At 74.8% G+C, this 17667-nt stretch carries 11 protein-coding genes and 1 tRNA gene; 6 read left to right on the forward strand and 6 right to left on the reverse strand.

Annotated features, from left to right (window positions below; all coding sequences use genetic code 11):
* Positions 1-28 precede the first annotated feature (28 nt).
* Together glmU and ACGH2B_RS17170 are read right to left on the reverse strand one after the other, a co-directional pair.
* The gene (glmU, locus tag ACGH2B_RS17165; RefSeq protein WP_399097077.1) at positions 29-1471 is read right to left on the reverse strand and encodes a bifunctional UDP-N-acetylglucosamine diphosphorylase/glucosamine-1-phosphate N-acetyltransferase GlmU; all 1443 of its coding nucleotides are present in this window, start codon (positions 1469-1471) and stop codon (positions 29-31) included.
* 175 nt (positions 1472-1646) lie between these two features.
* Positions 1647-1718 (reverse strand) — tRNA-Gln (locus tag ACGH2B_RS17170).
* A 192-nt stretch (positions 1719-1910) separates the two neighbouring features.
* Here ACGH2B_RS17170 and ACGH2B_RS17175 point away from each other — a divergent pair.
* Entirely contained in the window at positions 1911-3380 is a 1470-nt protein-coding gene (locus ACGH2B_RS17175; protein ID WP_399089904.1) for a sensor histidine kinase, read from the forward strand.
* A 641-nt stretch (positions 3381-4021) separates the two neighbouring features.
* Here the strand turns inward: ACGH2B_RS17175 and ACGH2B_RS17180 are convergent.
* Both ACGH2B_RS17180 and ACGH2B_RS17185 read right to left on the reverse strand, forming a co-directional pair.
* Positions 4022-4570, reverse strand: coding sequence for an SUKH-3 domain-containing protein (locus ACGH2B_RS17180; RefSeq protein WP_399089907.1), 549 nt, complete (start codon positions 4568-4570; stop codon positions 4022-4024).
* A 5-nt stretch (positions 4571-4575) separates the two neighbouring features.
* Positions 4576-5088 carry a YwqJ-related putative deaminase gene (locus tag ACGH2B_RS17185; RefSeq protein ID WP_399089910.1) on the reverse strand — a complete coding sequence of 171 codons (513 nt, stop codon included), beginning with the start codon at positions 5086-5088 and terminating at the stop codon, positions 4576-4578.
* 293 nt (positions 5089-5381) lie between these two features.
* Here ACGH2B_RS17185 and ACGH2B_RS17190 point away from each other — a divergent pair, with 293 nt between their 5' ends.
* The 5 genes from ACGH2B_RS17190 to mfd all read left to right on the forward strand — a co-directional run bounded on the left by ACGH2B_RS17190 (position 5382) and on the right by mfd (position 15382).
* Complete coding sequence (locus ACGH2B_RS17190; RefSeq protein WP_399089913.1) at positions 5382-6359, forward strand: SMI1/KNR4 family protein; 978 nt, start codon at positions 5382-5384, stop codon at positions 6357-6359.
* A gap of 5 nt (positions 6360-6364) precedes the next feature.
* On the forward strand, positions 6365-9064 hold the full coding sequence (locus ACGH2B_RS17195) for an SUKH-4 family immunity protein (RefSeq protein WP_399097080.1): 2700 nt from the start codon (positions 6365-6367) through the stop codon (positions 9062-9064).
* Positions 9065-9183: 119 nt separating this feature from the next.
* Complete coding sequence (locus tag ACGH2B_RS17200; RefSeq protein WP_399089916.1) at positions 9184-10233, forward strand: LCP family protein; 1050 nt, start codon at positions 9184-9186, stop codon at positions 10231-10233.
* Positions 10234-10419: 186 nt separating this feature from the next.
* On the forward strand, positions 10420-11493 hold the full coding sequence (locus ACGH2B_RS17205; RefSeq protein ID WP_399089919.1) for a cellulose-binding protein: 1074 nt from the start codon (positions 10420-10422) through the stop codon (positions 11491-11493).
* Between the two features lie 340 nt (positions 11494-11833).
* Positions 11834-15382, forward strand: a complete 3549-nt coding sequence (gene mfd / locus ACGH2B_RS17210; RefSeq protein WP_399089922.1) for a transcription-repair coupling factor — start codon at positions 11834-11836, stop codon at positions 15380-15382.
* A 73-nt stretch (positions 15383-15455) separates the two neighbouring features.
* Here the strand turns inward: mfd and ACGH2B_RS17215 are convergent, their stop codons facing one another.
* Positions 15456-15989 (reverse strand): chloramphenicol phosphotransferase CPT family protein, encoded by a 534-nt coding sequence (locus ACGH2B_RS17215; protein ID WP_399089925.1) that lies wholly within the window; start codon positions 15987-15989, stop codon positions 15456-15458.
* 70 nt (positions 15990-16059) lie between these two features.
* Positions 16060-17565, reverse strand: a complete 1506-nt coding sequence (locus ACGH2B_RS17220; protein WP_399089928.1) for a DUF2079 domain-containing protein — start codon at positions 17563-17565, stop codon at positions 16060-16062.
* Positions 17566-17667 lie beyond the last annotated feature (102 nt).

The raw sequence follows: 17667 nt of genomic DNA on the forward strand, positions 1-17667 counted from the left end.
ACGCCCCGCACGGCGCACCACAGCACGGTCAGCGCTCGCCCTCGGACTCCTGGCGAGCGGACGAAGCGGCCTGCGCGGCGGCGCTTCCGGGCCGCTTGCGCGCGACCCAACCCTCGATGTTCCGCTGCTGGCCACGCGCGACCGCCAACGAACCCGGGGGCACATCCTTGGTGATGACCGAACCCGCCGCGGTGTACGCGCCGTCCCCGATCGTGACAGGAGCCACAAACATGTTGTCCGACCCCGTCTTGCAATGCGAACCGACAGTGGTGTGATGCTTCGCCTCACCGTCGTAATTCACAAAGACACTCGCCGCGCCGATATTGGTGTACTCACCGATCGTCGCATCCCCCACATACGACAGATGAGGCACCTTCGTCCCCTCACCGATCGTCGCGTTCTTCATTTCCACATACGTACCGGCTTTGGCCTTCGCCCCCAGCACCGTCCCCGGACGCAGATACGCGTACGGACCCACCGACGCCCCCGCGCCGATCTCGGCACTCTCGGCCACCGTGAACGACGCCACCGCGCCCTCGCCCACGACCGTGTCCGTCAACCGCGCATGCGGACCCACCTCGGCGCCCGACGCGACCCGCGTCGACCCCAGAAGCTGCGTCCCCGGGTGCACGACCGCGTCCGCCTCGAAGCCGACCGTCACATCCACCCACGTCGACGCCGGATCCACCACCGTCACGCCCGCGAGCATCGCCCGCTCCAGCAGCCGCTCGTTCAGCAGCCGCCGCGCCTGCGCCAACTGCACACGGTTGTTGATCCCCAGGATCTCCCGGTGGTCCCCGGCCACCGCCGCACCCACCCGGTGCCCGGCCTCCCGCAGGATCCCCAGCACATCGGTGAGGTACTCCTCACCCTGGCTGTTGTCCGTCCGCACCTTGCCCAGCGCCTCGGCCAGCAGCCGCGCGTCGAACGCGAACACCCCGGAGTTGATCTCCCGGATCGCCCGCTGCGCCGGAGTCGCGTCCTTGTGCTCGACGATCTCCGTCACCGCGCCGCCCGCGCCGTCCCGCACGATCCGGCCGTACCCGGTCGCGTCCGGCACCTCGGCGGAGAGCACCGTCACGGCGTTCCCGTCCGCGGCGTGCGTCTCGCTCAGCCGGCGCAGCGTCTCGCCCGTCAGCAGCGGCGTGTCCCCGCACACCACCACGACGGTGCCGTCCAGCGCCGCACCGCCGGAGGTCAGCTCCTCAAGCCCCATCCGCACGGCGTGCCCGGTGCCGTTCTGCTCGTGCTGCACGGCGGTACGGACCGACGGGTCGATCTCGGCCAGATGGGCCCGGACCTGGTCACGGGCGTGGCCCACGACGACGACGAGGTGCTCGGGGGCCAGCTCGCGGGAGGCGGCGACGACGTGCCCGACGAGGGAACGTCCGCAGATCGCGTGGAGGACCTTGGGGGTTGTCGACTTCATGCGGGTTCCCTCACCCGCGGCGAGAACGACGACGGCCGCCAGTGGGGTCTCCCCCGTCCGAGCGGAGCCGAGAACGGGAGGAAGGTTGGCGCTCACGGAGGTGCCCTTCGGCTTCTTGGCTACTTCGGGTGGTGGACATCCGAAGGATACCGGGGCGTATTCCTGGCGAAACGCAGGCGGGTCCCGACCAACAGGTCGGGACCCGGACTTCGCTCTGCTCCCCCGCCAGGACTCGAACCCGGACATATGGCACCAAAAGCCACAGTGCTGCCAATTACACCACAGGGGACCGTAAAGCTGGCCAAACCGGACAGTTCGCCGGTCCGGCCGCTTGGCACCCAACACTATGCCGTACCACCGGCCTTCGACGCGACGGTAGGGGGCGGTGCCTTTCCGGGCGCGGACAACGGCGAGTAACGGGTCGGGAACGTGGTCGTGCGCTGTTCGAGGGGGTGGGGTGGGCGCCCGTACGCTGGGCGGTATGAGCGCGACGGGGGCAGAGGGAGAGGCCGGAGCGCGGGTGCGTGGGGTGCCCGCGCGGGGGCCGTGGTGGTGGGCCCGGCGGCGTAGCGCCGTGCTGGACGTGGTGCTGGCGTTGTTGTCGACGCTGGAGTGTGCGGTGGAGGGCGCGTCGTTCTCGGACGATGCGGGGCTGCCGGGTGCGGCGGGGGTGGCGCTGGGGCTGGTGGCCGGGCCGGTGCTGCTGGTGCGCCGGCGGTGGCCGGTGGCCGTGGTGCTGGTATCGATCGCGGTGACGCCCGCGGACATGGGTGTGCTGCTGGGGGTGGTGGGCCTCTACACGCTGGCGGCGTCGGACACGCCGCGGCGGACGACGGCGTTGCTGGCGGGTATGACGGTGGCCGGGACGCTGGTGTCGACGTTCTTGAACCTGCGGCAGGAGGTGGCCGCGGATCCGGATTTCCAGCCGCCGTTGTGGTTCGTGCCGGTGATGTCGGTGGCGATGGGGCTGGTGGTGACGGCGCCGCCGGTGCTGTGGGGGCTGTACGTGGGGGCCCGGCGGCGGTTGGTGGAGAGCCTGCGGGAGCGGGCGGACGGTCTGGAGCGTGAGCTGTCGCTGCTGGCGGACCGCGCGGAGGAGCGGGCGGAGTGGGCCCGTAACGAGGAGCGGACGCGGATCGCGCGGGAGATGCACGACGTGGTGGCGCACCGGGTGTCGCTGATGGTGGTGCACGCGGCGGCGTTGCAGGCGGTGGCGTTGAAGGACCCGGAGAAGGCGTCGCGGAACGCGGGGCTGGTGGGGGACATGGGGCGCCAGGCGCTGACGGAGCTGCGGGAGATGCTGGGCGTGCTGCGGACGGCGGAGACGTCCGGTGGGCGTGTGGTGCCGGGGGCGTCGGACGAGCCGGAGCGGTTGGCCGCGGTGGCGTCGAAGGCGGCGGCGCAGGCGGGGGTGAAGGCGCCGGTGCCGGGTGTGGCCGAGGCGACCGCGGCGGGCGCGGTGGCGCCGGGTGGTGAGGCCGAGGGGCCGTCGTTGGCGGAGCTGGCGGAGTTGGTGGGCCAGTCGCGGGCGGCGGGGATGGCCGTGGTGCTGTCGGTGGACGGTGCGGAGGGCGCCGGTGGGCCGGGGCGGTATGCGGCGGGGGTGGAGCAGACCGTGTACCGGGTGGTGCAGGAGGCGCTGACGAACGTGCACAAGCATGCGCCGGGGGCGCGGGCCCGGGTGCGGTTGGCGCATCGGGCGGCGGAGGTCGCGGTGCAGGTGGAGAACGGTCCGTCGGACGGTGCGGCGCCGCCGGCGGGATTGCCCAGCGGGGGGAACGGTCTGGTGGGGATGCGGGAGCGGGTGACGGCGCTCGGGGGCGTGTTCGTGGCCGGTCCGACGGACGCGGGCGGTTTCCGGGTGTCGGCGGTGGTGCCGGCGGGCGGCGCCGGCACGGCCCCGGGCGCGGGCGCGGAGCCGGCTTCCGGCGGGGCGATCGCCGGGGGGTGAGGGCGGGGGCTTCCGGCGCGGGGGTGGCGTCGGAGGCTTCGGGTGCGGGGCCTGGGTACCGGGTGCTGGGGTGCCGTCGGAGGCTTCGGGCGCCGGGCTTCGGGCTTCGGGCGCCGGGCTTCGGGCGTTGGGGTGCCGTCCGAGGCTTCGGGCGCCGGGCTTCAGGCGCCGGGGTGCCGGGGTGCCGGGTGGCGTCGGAGGCTTCGGATGCCGAGGCGCCGCCGGGGTGCGGGTGTGCCGTCGGAGGCTTCGGGCGACGGGCTTTTCGGGCGTGGAGGTATCGGTGTCCGCGCCGTTCCCGGTCCGCCCGTACGTCTGCGCCGTTTCCCCTCGCTCTCCTCTCCGGCCGTACGTTCTCCGGCCCTCTCCGGCTGTACGTTCTCCGGTCCTCTCGGGCCGTGAGTTCTCCGGCCCTCTCCGGCTGTACGTTCTCCCGTCGTCTCCGGCCGTACGTTCTCCGGTCGTCGTACGCCGTACCGGAGCGGCGGGGCGGGGCACCGGGCCCGGGTGGCTCCCTGTGGGCGTCCGCCTGGCCCCGTTTCCGTCCCCGTGCGGACGGCGGACGGGGCGAGCCCTGGGGCGGGTGCCTTCCGGGCGGGAGAACTCCAGGTCAGGCGCTATCCGGCCGGGTATCCCCCGGCTCAGGTCCCTTCCGGGCGGGAGAGGCGGGTGGGGCGGGTGCCGAGGATGAGGGTGTTGAGGGCGTGGTCGATGGTAGGGCCGAGGTACCAGTCGCCGGTGTGGTCGAGGCTGTAGACGCGGCCTTCGGTGTCGATGGCGAGGAGGGCCTGGGGGTGGCCGGCGGTGTGGGTGCCGCTGAGTTCCTCGCGGCCGAGGGGGGCGACGTCGGTGGCGAGGGCGCGGCCGAGGTCGCCGAGGGTGCGGGCGAGGTGGAGGCCGTGGAGCGGGTCGATGGTGAAGGGGGTGGGGGCGATGTGGCGGCCGGGGCCGGTGCCGGTGAGGTGGAGGCCGCCGAATTCGGCCCATGCCTCGACGGCGGCGGGGAAGACGGTGTGGCGGTGGCCGGCGGGGGAGGTGTGGTCGCGGAGGGTGTCGGCCCAGTGTTCGGCGTGCTTGATGTCCCAGCGGCCGGGGGTCCAGCCGGCGTGCTGGAGGGCGATGTCGACCGCCGGGGGGAAGCGGGTGGAGCCGGCGCGGTCGCGGGGGTCGTGGGTGTCGGTGGCGGGCACGGTGGTCAGCTCCCTGCGGGGGTGGTGCCGATGGGCATCACGCCGAAGTGGGCGAGGAGTGCGTCGCAGGAGCGGCAGGGGGGCGCGTAGCTGCCGTGCAGGGGGTCGCCGTCCTCGCGGATGTGACGGGCGGTGATCTTGGAGTGTTTCAGGGAGCGGCGGGCTTCGCCGTTGGTGAGGGGTTTGCGGGAGGCACGTTTGCCGCGGTTGTTCTCGACGGCGGTGAGGTGGCGGGAGAGCAGGACGGCTTCGGGGCAGCGGCCGGTGAACCGTTCGCGCTGGGCGGTGGAGAGGGTGTCGAGGAAGTCCTGGACGAGGGGGTGCAGCGCGGGTGGCTGCTCGGCCTTGCTCGCGGTGCAGGTGAGGGTGGCGCCGCGGACGGAGAGGGCGGCGCCGACGGTGGGGAGGATGCCGTCGCGGCGGTGGTGGAGCGTGGGGGTGTGCCCGTCGTCGGCGGGGTCGCTCCAGCCGATGCGGGGGTCGCCGGTGGCGGCGGTGTGGTGTGCCGTGGTGCTCATGCGGTGCTTCCCTCCCTGCAAACCCCCCGGTTGCGGGGGTCAGCCTGCCAAATGTCCCGGGTGTTCCGGTAGTCGGGCATGCCGTGGAGGGCGTCACGGGCGGGTGACAGTGTGTTGCGGGTGTGGCAACAGAGCTGGTTGGGGCGGGTGTGGTGTGTGGGGCGCGCAGACGCGGGTGGCGGCGTTTGTAGGGGTTCGGTGGGGGGCGCGGAGGGCGTCCGGTACCTGCGGTACGGCCTTGCGGTACGGCATAGGCTGTGCGCAGTAGCCAGATTCAGCCAGGGGGCACCGCGATGACGACAGGTCGGCTCGGGCAGCATGCCGCGCCACCGAACACCGCTTATGCCGGGCAGCTCGTGCGTTTCCCGGACCCGGTCCGTGCCGCCCGGCATCCCGCGGGGGTGCGGATGGACGGGCAGGGTTTCCCGTCGTTCTCGCCGTACGCGCGGGCGGCCGTGGAGATCGCCGAGCCGCCGGAGGGGTTCGGCGTCGATGAGTTGCGGTTGACGGACTACGTCTCGGCGAACGCGGCGATGCACGCGCAGCGGCACGAGCTGTGGGCGGACGGTCCCGCGGTGGCGACGCCGCACGGCTGGACGTGGCATCACGTCGCGGGGACGCGGCGGCTGGAGCTGGTGCCGGTCGAGGTGAAGGCGTTGCTGCGGCACCACGGCGGGCTGGCGACGGCGGCGGTGGCGCACGACAAGCGGGGCACCCGGCCGTTGCAGGAGACCCGTCCGGTGCACTTCGGGCTGGCGCACCGGGGGATCTCGGTGGGCGAGGAGCAGGTGGCGCAGGCGGAGGAGGCGCTGGGCTACCGGCTGCCGGGCGCGTACCGGTCGTTCTTGAAGGCGGCGGGGGGCTGCGCGCCGGTGGGTGTGGGGCTGGACGCGGAGCTGGGGCTGCTGGTGGACCAGCCGTTCTTCACGGTGCGCGATGACGCGGCGGTGAACGATCTGGTCTACGTCAACAAGTGTCTGCGCGACCATCTGACCAAGGATTACCTGGGCGTGGCGTTCGTGCAGGGCGGTCTGCTCGCGGTGAAGGTGCGGGGCGCGGACGCGGGCTCGGTGTGGTTCTGTCCGTACGACGACGCGCGGGATCGTGACGGGTGGACGGTGCAGGAGCGGGTGGAGCGGCTGCTGTTGCCGTGCGGGGCGGATTTCGACGCGTTCCTGGAGCGGCTCGCGGGGAACCCGCCGGAGCTGGAGACGGTGGCGAATCTGATGGTGGACGGTGGCTTCGCGCAGGTCGTCCCGGTGGAGGGGTGAGCGCGGTGGTGACGTTCGCGCAGGCGCAGGAGCGCGCGGAGCTGTGGGTCAACGGCGAGGTGGCGGCGGAGCTCCAGCGTGAGGTGCGGGTGCGGGAGTTCGACCTCGGGTTCGTCGCGTGGGCGGAGGACCGGGAGGACGGCGCGGGGCCGGGCGGGGGCCGCAGCCGGCTGGTGATCGCGCGGGACAGCGGGGAGACGACGCTGTGGCCGGGGTTGCCGGTGGGTGAGGTGATCCGGCGGTACGAGGAGGAGTACGGCGCGGCGGCGGCGCGGACACCGTCGGTGGTGGCGCCGCGGATCGATCTGGAGGCGACGTCGTTCCTGCTGACGCCGCCGGAGTGGTTGCAGGAGGCGGCGGACGCGCGGGCGGCCGAGGAGTCCGGTGCGGGCGGGGGGACGTCCGGCGGGGCGGCGGTGGCCGCGACTCCCGCGTCCGCGACTCCCGCGTCCGCGACTCCGGTCGGCGGGGACGGCGCGGCCGATGCCTGGGCCGGGGTGAACGTGACGGCCGGTGGCGGTCCGGGCGCGGCGGCGGACGACGACCGTTCCGTGGCGCCGCCGCAGACGGTGTTCGCGCCGCCGCTGGCCGGTCTCGACGAGGTCGGCGAGGAGGACGGTACGGACACGCCCGCGCCGCGCAGCAGCCCCGAGGCCAAGACCCAACTGCTGCAGGGCGGCAGTCAGTTGCCGCCGACGCGGGAGGCTCCGGCGTTGCGGCGGCCGGGGGCCGGCGGGCCGGGTGACGGGGCGTCCGGTGCGGGCGCGCCCGGTGGCGCGGGTGCGGCGTCCGGAGGGCAGCCGGTGCCGCCGATGCCGTCGGCGCCGCCCGCGGCTCCGGGGCTGGCGGATCTGCCGCCGCCGTCCGGTGCGCCGGTCGCCGATGTGCCGCCGCCGCAGGGCGCCGTGTCCGGCGCGTCCGTGCCGCCTGCGCCGCCGGTGGCCGGTGGCACGGGCGGCGGGGTGCACGCGGCGGCGACGATGCTGGCCGCCGGGGCCGCGGTGCCCGCCGACGCGGCGGGTCCGCCGCCGCCCCCCGGGGTGCCCGGCGGGCCGAAGGCGGCGTCCGGCGGCGCGGGTGCGCCCGCCGGGGGTTACGTACGGACGCAGTTGGTCTCGCAGCTCGACGGTGACGGGCTGGATCTGAGCGCGGTGGACGGCGCCGGTTCCGGTACGCCGGGTGGCACCGACGGTGCCGGGGGCGGGGTGCACGCGGCGGCGACGATGCTGGCGTCCGGCGCGGCGCTGCCCGACCCGGCGGCCGGTGGTCCCGGCGCGGGCGGCCCCGGTGTGCCGCCGCCGCCCGGTCCGCCCGGTGCGCCGAAGCCGCCGGGTCCGCCCGGTGCGCCGAAGCCGCCGGGTCCGCCCGGTGCGCCGAAGTCGCCCGGCCCGCCCGGTGCGTCCAAGTCCGGTGCCACGGGCGGGAGTTCGGGTGCGGGCGCGGACGGTCCGCCGCCGCCTCCGCCGGTGCCCGCGGCCGGTGGCGCCGGGGGCGGGGTGCACGCGGCGGCGACGATGCTGGCGTCCGGCGCGGCGGTGCCCGGTCCGGCGGCGCCCGGTCCGGGCAGCGGGCCGCAGGGCGCGGGCCCGGCGGGTCCGCCCGCGCCGCCGCAGGGCCCCGGTCCGGTGGCGCAGCCCGCGCCGCCGCAGGGTGCGGCTCCCGCCGCGCCGCCGCAGGGTGCCCCGGGCGCGTACGGCTACCCGCAGCCCGCGGGCGGGGTGCCGACGGTCGGGCCCGGTTACATGGCGGTGCTCAGCTACCGCGCGCCGGACGGGTCCGAGCAGAAGATCGTGCGCCGGTCCGCGCCCGGTACGCCGCACCCGGAGTGGCAGCTCCTGCACGAGCTGCGGGGGATGAACATCCCGCCGCAGCAGGTCCTGGAGCTCCACACCGAGCTGGAGTGCTGCGAGGTGCCCGGCGGTTACTGCGCCCGGCTGGTGCGGGACACCTGGCCGCAGGTGCGGATCAGCCACACCGCCGCGTACGGCCGCGACCACGCCTCGCGGCAGCAGGGCGTACGCCATCTCGTCGAGCACCAGGGCGAGTTGCACCAGGTGGCGGACGGCCCGGCGCGGCCGGCTCCGGTGCGGGCGCCGTTGCCGCACCCCTCGCAGGTGCAGCCGGTGCCTCCGGCGCCGCCGCAGGTCATCGGGCAGGAGCTGGAGCAGGCGTTCGGCCCGCAGGCGCTGTTCCGCTTCGATCAGCGGGCGGTCTCCCGGCAGGGCGTGCCGGAGGTCGTCGCGCAGATGCTGGTCTGGGCGGGGCTGCCGGTCGACTTCGGGCCGTTCTTCTGGGCGCAGGCGCAGCCGGGCCGTCCGGTGCCGACGCTGGCGGAGCTGGCGGCCGAGCGCGGGGTGCAGCCGTCGGCGGACGCCGGTTCGTACCTGGTGATGGGGAACGACTTCGGGCGGCAGCTCTGTGTGCAGTACGGCACGGCGCACATCGTGGCGGTGCCGCTGGAGGGGGTGCCGGGCGGGCGGCCCGCGCCGGCGCAGTTCGTCAACAGCGGGCTGCCGGAGTTCACGCGCTGTCTGGCGATGCTGGGCCGGATGTGGCGGCTGCGGTACGGGCTGACCCCGGAGCAGGCGGGCCGCTGGACGGTCGACTTCCAGGCGCAGCTCGTGGCGCTCGACCCGCCGGCGCTCGGTTCGCCGGAGACGTGGTGGTCGGTGCTGCTGGAGCAGATGTGGGACGGGCTGCTGTAGCGCCCTTCCGCAAGTTGTGGCCGCGACAGGGCCGCTGACCTCGGGTTTTTCCGGGTCGGCGGCGCTTCGTCGTACCGGCTCGGGCTGCGGGGACGGCCCGGCGCGCGGACCATACCGGTATGGAGCAGCTCGGGCAGGAGCCGCCACCGCCGGCCGCGACGACGTACCGCGCCGGGCGGCACGGCGGGCGCGGGACCGGACGCCGTCGCCGCCGCTGGCTGCGCCGGACGCTGCTGGCGCTGCTGGTCGTGGTGGTGCTGCTGGTCGCCGGAGGTGTGACGGCGTACGTCTGGGCCGGCGGGCAGGTGCGGCACGTCGCGGCGATCGGTACGTACCCGGGCCGCCCGGCGGCGGGCGCGGGCACCAACTGGCTGCTGGTCGGCTCCGACAGCCGCGCCGGGCTCACCCCGCGGCAGCGCAAGGAGCTGCACGTCGGCAACGGCGGCGGGCGGAACACCGACACCGTGATGGTGCTGCACACCGGCGGGCACGGCCCGTACCTGGTGAGCTTGCCGCGTGACAGTTACGTACCGGTGCCGGGCCACGGCCGCCGCAAGATCAACGAGGCGTACGCGGACGGCGGGCCGCGGCTGCTGACCCGCACCGTGGAGCAGGCGACGGGGCTGCGCATCGACCGGTACGCGGAGGTGAACTTCCTCGGCCTGGTGCAGGTCGTCGACGCGCTCGGCGGCGTACGGATCTGCCCGGAGAAGCCGTTGAAGGACGCGAAGTCGGGCGCGGACTTCCGGGCCGGGTGCCAGCAGGTCGACGGGCGGCGGGGACTGGCGTACGCGCGGGCCCGCTACAGCGACCCGGAGGGGGATCTCGGACGGGTGAAGCGGCAGCGGCAGCTCATGGCGGCGGTCGCGGACCGGATGCTGAGCACGGACATGCTCCGGCATCCGTCCCGGCCCGCCCCGGTGGTGCGCACCACGCTCGCCGCGATCCGGGTGGACGAGGGCGCCGGGATCCGGCAGCTCTGGGATCTGGGCTGGTCGATGCGGAAGATCACCGGAGAGAACGGGCGGGCGGTGACGGTGCCGGTGGCGCGGCCCGGGGTGAACGTCAGCGGCGCGGGCGACGTCCTGATGTGGGACGAGGCGAAGGCCCGGCAGTTGTTCCAGGCGCTCCGCAAGGGTGATCCAATTCCGACTTCTGTCACCAATTGACGCATCCTGGTGGGTGGAGCGGGCCGGTGCGTCGGGTGACGGGCGGCCCGGTCCGGAGAGTTCGGGTGCGGGACGGCGCACCGGCCGGACAGTGCGGTCCGGGCGGCGGGCCGTCGCGAAGGGCGTGACGTGTGCGCGCCGGAGAGGGGCTTGAGGATGAGTGCGTCGGTTTCGCCGCACGGTTTCATGACCGTACGCGGACGCGGCTACCGCCCGGACGACGTGGACCGCCGCGTCGCGGGCCTCACCGTCGACCGCGACTCGTGCTGGGAGCGGGCCGCGCAGCTCACCGAGACCGCCGAGGAGCTGGCGGCGCAGCTTTCGGAGCTGCGCGCGTACGTCGCCACGATGCCGCCGCAGACATACGAGTCCCTGGGCGAACAGGCGCTGCTGATCCTCACCACCGCCGAGTCCGAGGCGGCCCGGCTGCGCGCCGACGCGGAGCGCGCCGCCGAGGAGCTGCGGGACGCGACGGTGGCGTACGCGCGCGACACCGGGGAGGCGGCCGACGAGGTCGCGCACGCCCGCCGCAAGGACGCCGAGGAGCGCGGGCAGCGCACCCTCGACGCGGCGCGGGCGGACGCGGCGGCGCGGGTGAAGGCGGCGGAGAAGGACGCCGCCGAGTGGCGCGCGGAGGCCGCCGAGGCGCTCGCGGAGATGCGGCGCGACACCGCGGCGATGCTGGCCGACGCCGAGCAGCGGCAGGCCGACGCGTGGGAGGAGTGCGGCCGGGAGATCGCCGCGCGGGAGGCGGAGACGGCCCGCCGGATCGCGGAGCTGGAGGAGCGCGGCCGGGAGGTCGTGGCCCTGGCGGAGCGGCGGCACAAGGAGACGCGGGAGGCCGCCCGCCACCGGCAGGAGGACGCCGAGGCCCGCGCCGCCGAGCTGCTGGCCCAGGCCGGTGTCGAGGTCGAACGCATCGAGCGGGCCACCGCCCGCATCCTCCGCGAACACCAGGAGGAGCGCGACGAACTGCGCTCCCACATGACGCATGTCCGCAACAGCCTCGCCGCCCTGACCGGCAAGGACCCGGGCGACCTGCCGGGCCCGGACGGGGACGGGCCCGACGAGGCGCCGGGCGGTGCGCCCGGGGAGGGTCCGGCCGCACCGGGCGCCGCCGCCGGGGATGACGGTGCGGAGCCCGCCGCCGGGGACGCCGGTCCGGAGCCCGCGACCGGCCCCGCCGGCGGTGACCCGCGCACCCCCGTCAACCCGGACGACGAGGACACGATCGAGACGGAGCTGCCGCGCGCGACGTGAGGGGCGGGGGGCGGGGCGAGCCCGCTCCGTCCGCCCGCGCGGGCCCGCCGCGAGCCTGCTCCGTCCGCCGCCGCGAGCCTGCTCCGTCCGCCGCCGCGGGCCCGCCGCGAGGCCCCGGCCGCGGGCCCGCGGCGCCTGCCCGCACCCCGGGCGCGGGCCGGGCGCGGGCCCCTCGGCGCCGCCGTCCGACCGGTGGTCCGGGCCTTCCGTTCGCGCGGCGGGTTGTCGGTGGTCGGGCGTAAGGTGGGCAGCCCCGGCCCGTTCGACATGGGGACCGCTCCGGCCCAGATCGACGCGTCGGGCTGTTCGCGTTGTTCACCTCGCTGGGACGGAACCTTTCATGAGCCTTGCTGGTCTGCTCGACGCCGTCGTCAAGGATCCGGCGCTCGCCGAAGCGGTGCAGGCCGCCACCGACGGCCACCGCCCGCATGTGGACCTCGTCGGCCCGCCCGCCGCCCGCCCCTTCGCGGTGGCGGCGCTCGCCCGGGACGCCGGGCGGCCGGTGCTCGCGGTCACCGCCACCGGCCGGGAGGCCGAGGACCTCGCCGCCGCGCTGCGCACCCTCGTCCCGGCCGGCCAGGAGAACACCGTCGTGGAGTTCCCCTCCTGGGAGACGCTGCCGCACGAGCGGCTCTCGCCCCGCTCGGACACCGTCGGCCGCCGCCTCGCGGTGCTGCGCCGCCTCGCCCACCCCAGCCCCGACGACCCGGCCACCGGCCCCGTCTCCGTCGTCGTCGCGCCGATCCGCTCCGTGCTCCAGCCGCAGGTCAAGGGGCTCGGCGATCTGGTGCCCGTCAGTCTGCGGACGGGGCGGAGCGCCGATCTCGGTGAGGTCGTCGACGGGCTCGCGGCCGCCGCGTACTCCCGGGTCGAACTGGTCGAGAAGCGCGGTGAGTTCGCCGTCCGCGGCGGCATCCTGGACGTCTTCCCGCCCACCGAGGAGCATCCGCTCCGGATCGAGTTCTGGGGCGACGACGTCGAGGAGATCCGGTACTTCAAGGTCGCCGACCAGCGGTCCCTGGAGGTCGCCGAGCACGGGCTGTGGGCGCCGCCGTGCCGGGAGCTGCTGCTCACCGACGCCGTCCGGGAGCGGGCCGCGGAGCTGGCCGAGGCCCACCCCGAGCTGGGGGAACTCCTCGGGAAGATCGCCGAGGGGATCGCCGTCGAGGGCATGGAGTCCCTCGCGCCGGTCCTCGTCGACGACATGGAGCTGCTGCTCGACGTGCTGCCCGCCGGGAGCATGGCCGTGGTCTGCGACCCGGAGCGGGTCCGCACCCGCGCCGCCGACCTCGTCGCCACCAGCCAGGAATTCCTCCAGGCGTCCTGGGCCGCGAGTGCCGGTGGGGGAGAGGCGCCGATCGATGTCGGCGCGGCCTCGCTGTGGGGCATCGCCGACGTCCGGGCCCACGCCCGTGAGCTGGGGATGATGTGGTGGTCGGTGAGCCAGTTCACCGCCGACGAGGACACCGCGCCCGACTCCGGCGACACCCTCACCCTCGGGATGCGCGCCCCCGACACCTACCGCGGCGACACCGCCCGCGCCCTCGCCGACACCAAGGGCTGGCTCGCCGACGGCTGGCGCACCGTCTACGTCACCGAGGGCCACGGCCCGGCCGCCCGCACCGTCGAGGTGCTGGGCGGGGAGGGCATCGCCGCCCGCCTCGACGCCGAGCTGACCGCGCTCGCGCCGTCCGTCGTCCATGTCGCCTGCGGCTCCCTCGACAACGGCTTCGTCGATCCGGCGCTGCGGCTCGCCGTCCTCACCGAGACCGACCTGTCCGGGCAGAAGGCCGCCGCCAAGGAGCTGGGCCGGATGCCGGCCCGCCGCCGGAAGACCATCGACCCGCTGACGCTGAAGGCGGGCGACTTCATCGTCCACGAGCAGCACGGCGTGGGCCGCTACATCGAGATGGTGCAGCGCACCGTCCAGGGCGCCACCCGCGAGTACCTCCTCGTCGAGTACGCGCCCGCCAAGCGCGGCCAGCCCGGCGACCGGCTGTACATCCCCACCGATCAACTGGAGCAGGTCACCAAGTACGTCGGCGGTGAGGCGCCGACGCTGCACCGCCTCGGCGGCGCCGACTGGACGAAGACGAAGGCGCGGGCGAAGAAGGCGGTCAAGGAGATCGCCGCCGACCTCATCAAGCTGTACTCCGCGCGGATGGCGGCGCCCGGCCACACCTTCGGCCCGGACACCCCCTGGCAGCGCGAGCTGGAGGACGCCTTCCCGTACGCGGAGACGCCCGATCAGCTCACCACCATCGCCGAGGTCAAGGAGGACATGGAGAAGTCCGTCCCGATGGACCGGCTGATCTGCGGCGACGTCGGCTACGGCAAAACCGAGATCGCTGTGAGAGCGGCCTTCAAGGCGGTGCAGGACGGCAAGCAGGTCGCCGTCCTCGTCCCGACGACCCTCCTCGTCCAGCAGCACTACGGCACCTTCACCGAGCGGTACGGACAGTTCCCCGTCAACGTCCGCGCGCTGTCCCGCTTCCAGACGGAGTCCGAGTCGAAGGCGACCCTCGAAGGGCTCAAGGACGGCTCCGTCGACATCGTCATCGGCACCCACCGCCTCTTCTCCTCCGAGACGAAGTTCAAGGACCTCGGCCTCGTCATCGTCGACGAGGAGCAGCGGTTCGGCGTCGAGCACAAGGAGCAGCTCAAGAAGCTCCGCGCCAACGTCGACGTGCTGACGATGTCCGCGACGCCCATCCCCCGCACCCTGGAGATGGCCGTCACCGGCATCCGCGAGATGTCGACGATCACCACCCCGCCCGAGGAGCGCCACCCGGTGCTCACCTTCGTCGGGCCGTACGAGGAGAAGCAGATCGGCGCGGCCATCCGCCGGGAACTGCTCCGTGAGGGCCAGGTCTTCTACATCCACAACCGCGTCGAGTCGATCGACCGGGCGGCGGCGCGGCTGCGCGAGATCGTCCCCGAGGCGCGGATCGCGACGGCCCACGGCCAGATGTCCGAACAGGCCCTGGAGCAGGTCGTCGTGGACTTCTGGGAGAAGAAGTTCGACGTGCTGGTCTCCACCACCATCGTCGAGTCCGGTATCGACATCTCCAACGCCAACACCCTCATCGTCGAGCGCGGTGACAACTTCGGCCTCTCCCAGCTCCACCAGCTCCGCGGCCGGGTGGGCCGGGGCCGCGACCGCGGCTACGCCTACTTCCTCTACCCGCCGGAGAAGCCGCTGACCGAGACCGCCCACGAGCGGCTGGCGACGATCGCGCAGCACACCGAGATGGGCGCCGGTATGTACGTCGCCATGAAGGACCTGGAGATCCGCGGCGCGGGCAATCTCCTCGGCGGCGAGCAGTCCGGCCATATCGCGGGCGTCGGCTTCGACCTGTACGTCCGGATGGTCGGCGAGGCGGTCGCCGACTACCGCGCGTCCCTGGAGGGCGGGGCGGAGGAGGAGCCGCCGCTGGAGGTCAAGATCGAGCTGCCGGTCGACGCGCACGTCCCGCACGACTACGCGCCCGGCGAGCGGCTGCGCCTCCAGGCGTACCGCGCCATCGCGGCGGCATCCAGCGAGGAGGACATCAAGGCGGTCCGCGAGGAGCTGACCGACCGCTACGGCAAGCTGCCCGAGCCGGTGGAGAACCTGCTGCTGGTCGCCGGGCTGCGGATGCTGGCGCGCGCCTGCGGCGTCAGCGACATCACCCTCCAGGGCTCCAATGTCCGCTTCGGCCCGGTGGAACTGCGCGAGTCCCAGGAGCTGCGCCTCAAGCGCCTCCACCCGCGCGCCGTCCTCAAACCGGCCACCCACCAGGTCCTGGTGCCCCGCCCCACCACCGGCAAGATCGGCGGCAAGCCGCTGGTCGGCCGGGAACTCCTGGCCTGGGTGGGCGAGTTCCTGACGACGATCCTGGGGGCGTGAGGCGGTCGGACCCGCGCATACGGGCCGGAGGCGGCGGATGGCCTTCGGCCCGTACGGCGGTCGGCGGCCCGGCTCACCCCACCCGCCGCGCCACCTCCCGCGCGCACTCCCGCGCCGTGCGGCGGCCGGTGTCGACCTCGATGTCGTACGTCATCCCGCGGTGGACGAGGGACGCCTGGGCGGCGGCCATACCGGGGACGCGGTCGGGGCGGGTGCGTTCGCGGGCGGTGGCGGTGGCCGCGTCGCAGCGGACGCCGACCCACAAGACGGGCAGGCCGTCCAGGACGGGCTCCCAGGCGCGGCGCCCCTCGACGCCGCCGAGGAACACCTCGTCGAGGATGACCGGCGCCCCGGCGCGGGCGACCGCCGCGACGCCGTGCCGCCAGCTCTCCTGGAGCGCCTGGAAGGCGGCGCCGGGCGTGACCGAGCCGTCCGCGCCGAGGACCAGGCCGTCCGGGTCGTCCATCAGCCCGGGCGGCAGCGCCTCGATCAGACTGTCCACGCCGAACGTCAGCCACGGGCGCGGCAGGACCTCCTGGAGGGCGCGGGCCAGCGACGACGTACCGGAGCTTGAACCACCGTTGAGAACGATCACCTGGATGGGCATCGCGCCACCGTAACCACCGGTGGCCGCCACCGCCCCCGGTTTTCCGTCCGGTGCCGGGGCCCGCCCGGCGTCAGGGGCCGGATGTCCGCCGCAGCACCACGAGGTCCGTCGTCGTACCGGAGACCGCGTAGCGGGTGCGCGGATGGCGCTGCTCCGCCTCGGCCGCGGCCTGCTGCGGGGTGCGGCCGTCGGCCAGTTGCACGGCGACGTAGTCGGGGGCGATCCCGCGGGTGTCGCCGATCCAGAACACCCGGGTACGGGAGACCAGCCGGGACAGCGGCCGGATGTCCGCCTCGACGCTCGCGCCGTCCGGGACGGTCGCCAGCAGCCGGTTCGCGGCGACGGTCTGCGGCGGGACGCGGTAGGTGGCCGCCTCGGTGAGCCGGGACAGCGGCAACGTGCAGGTCAGCGCGAGCGCCGCGGCCAGGCACGCGGCCGGCAACTGGCCCGCCAGCGACCGCAGCCACGGCCGCGGCGAGCGCCCCGACCGCTCCAGCGCGTCGACGAGGGCGAGGAAGACCACCGGCATCAGCACCGCGTTGTAGTGCCAGTCGATGCCCCAGTAGTGCGGCTCGTGGGAGACGAACCGCCAGCCGAGCGTCGGGACCGCGGCCAGCAGCAGCGGGGAGCGCAGCGCCAGCGGCGCACCGGCCGGCAGCAGCACCCACAGCAGGGTGTGCAGCGCCTCACCCGCCCCGATCCCCGGCCCCGCCGCGCCCTCGCCGCCCAGCTTCGTCCAGTAGTCGTACGAGCCGGTGCCGTTGAACCCCGGGATGATCACGCCGAGGGCGACGGCGGTGGCGGCGAGACCGAAGCCGATCAGCGCCACGGCGAGCGGCACCGCCCGCCGCGCCCGCACCAGCACCACCACGCCGATGGCCGCGGCGGTGACGCCCAGATCCTCCTTGACCAGCACCAGCGGTGCGGCCCAGCACACCGCCGCCGTCCACCGCCCGCGCACCACCGCCTCCAGCGCGAACGCCAGCAGCGGCAGCGCGAACGCGATCTCGTGGAAGTCGAAGTCGACGGCCTTCTGCAGCCCCCACGACAACCCGTAGGCGACACCGACCGCCAGCCCCCGGGCGCGCCCCAGGAAGCGCGCGGCGGTGCGGGTGACCGGTACCGACGACAGCGCGAACAGCGCCGCCTGCGCCGTCAGCAGCGTCATCGGCGACGGCAGCAGCCGGTAGAGGGGCGCGAGCAGGATCAGCACCGGGCTGAAGTGGTCGCCGAGGATGTTGGTGCCCGGCCCCTTGAGGTCCACGATCGGCGCCCCGAGGTGGGCGTAACCGCGCACCGCCTGCTCGAAGATGCCCAGGTCCCACGAGGCGCTGCCCGCCGTGAGGTTCCGCAGCAGCGACAGCGTGGCGTACGCGGCGAAGAGCAGCAGCGCCGTCCAGTACGGATCGAGACGCGGGGCGCCCAGCGCCGCGAGGCGGCGGGGCCGGCGCGTACCGCCGGGGCGGTCGGCCCGCGGCGTGCCGGGCGGGGCGGTCCGCTGTCCGGGCGGCGCGCCGGCCGTCCGGCCGGTCGTGCCCGGACCGGCGCCCGCCGCCGTCGCTGCGGCCGTATCCATGCGCGTCCTCCGTCTCGGCTCCCGAAAAGATACTCGAAACCGTCGAACCGGACGGTGACGACCTGACGGGCGCCGGGTGTGCCGGGGCGTTTTCCCGCCGGG

Origin of the sequence: Streptomyces sp. BBFR2 (assembly GCF_044497305.1) — a bacterium.
Lineage (GTDB): Bacteria > Actinomycetota > Actinomycetes > Streptomycetales > Streptomycetaceae > Streptomyces.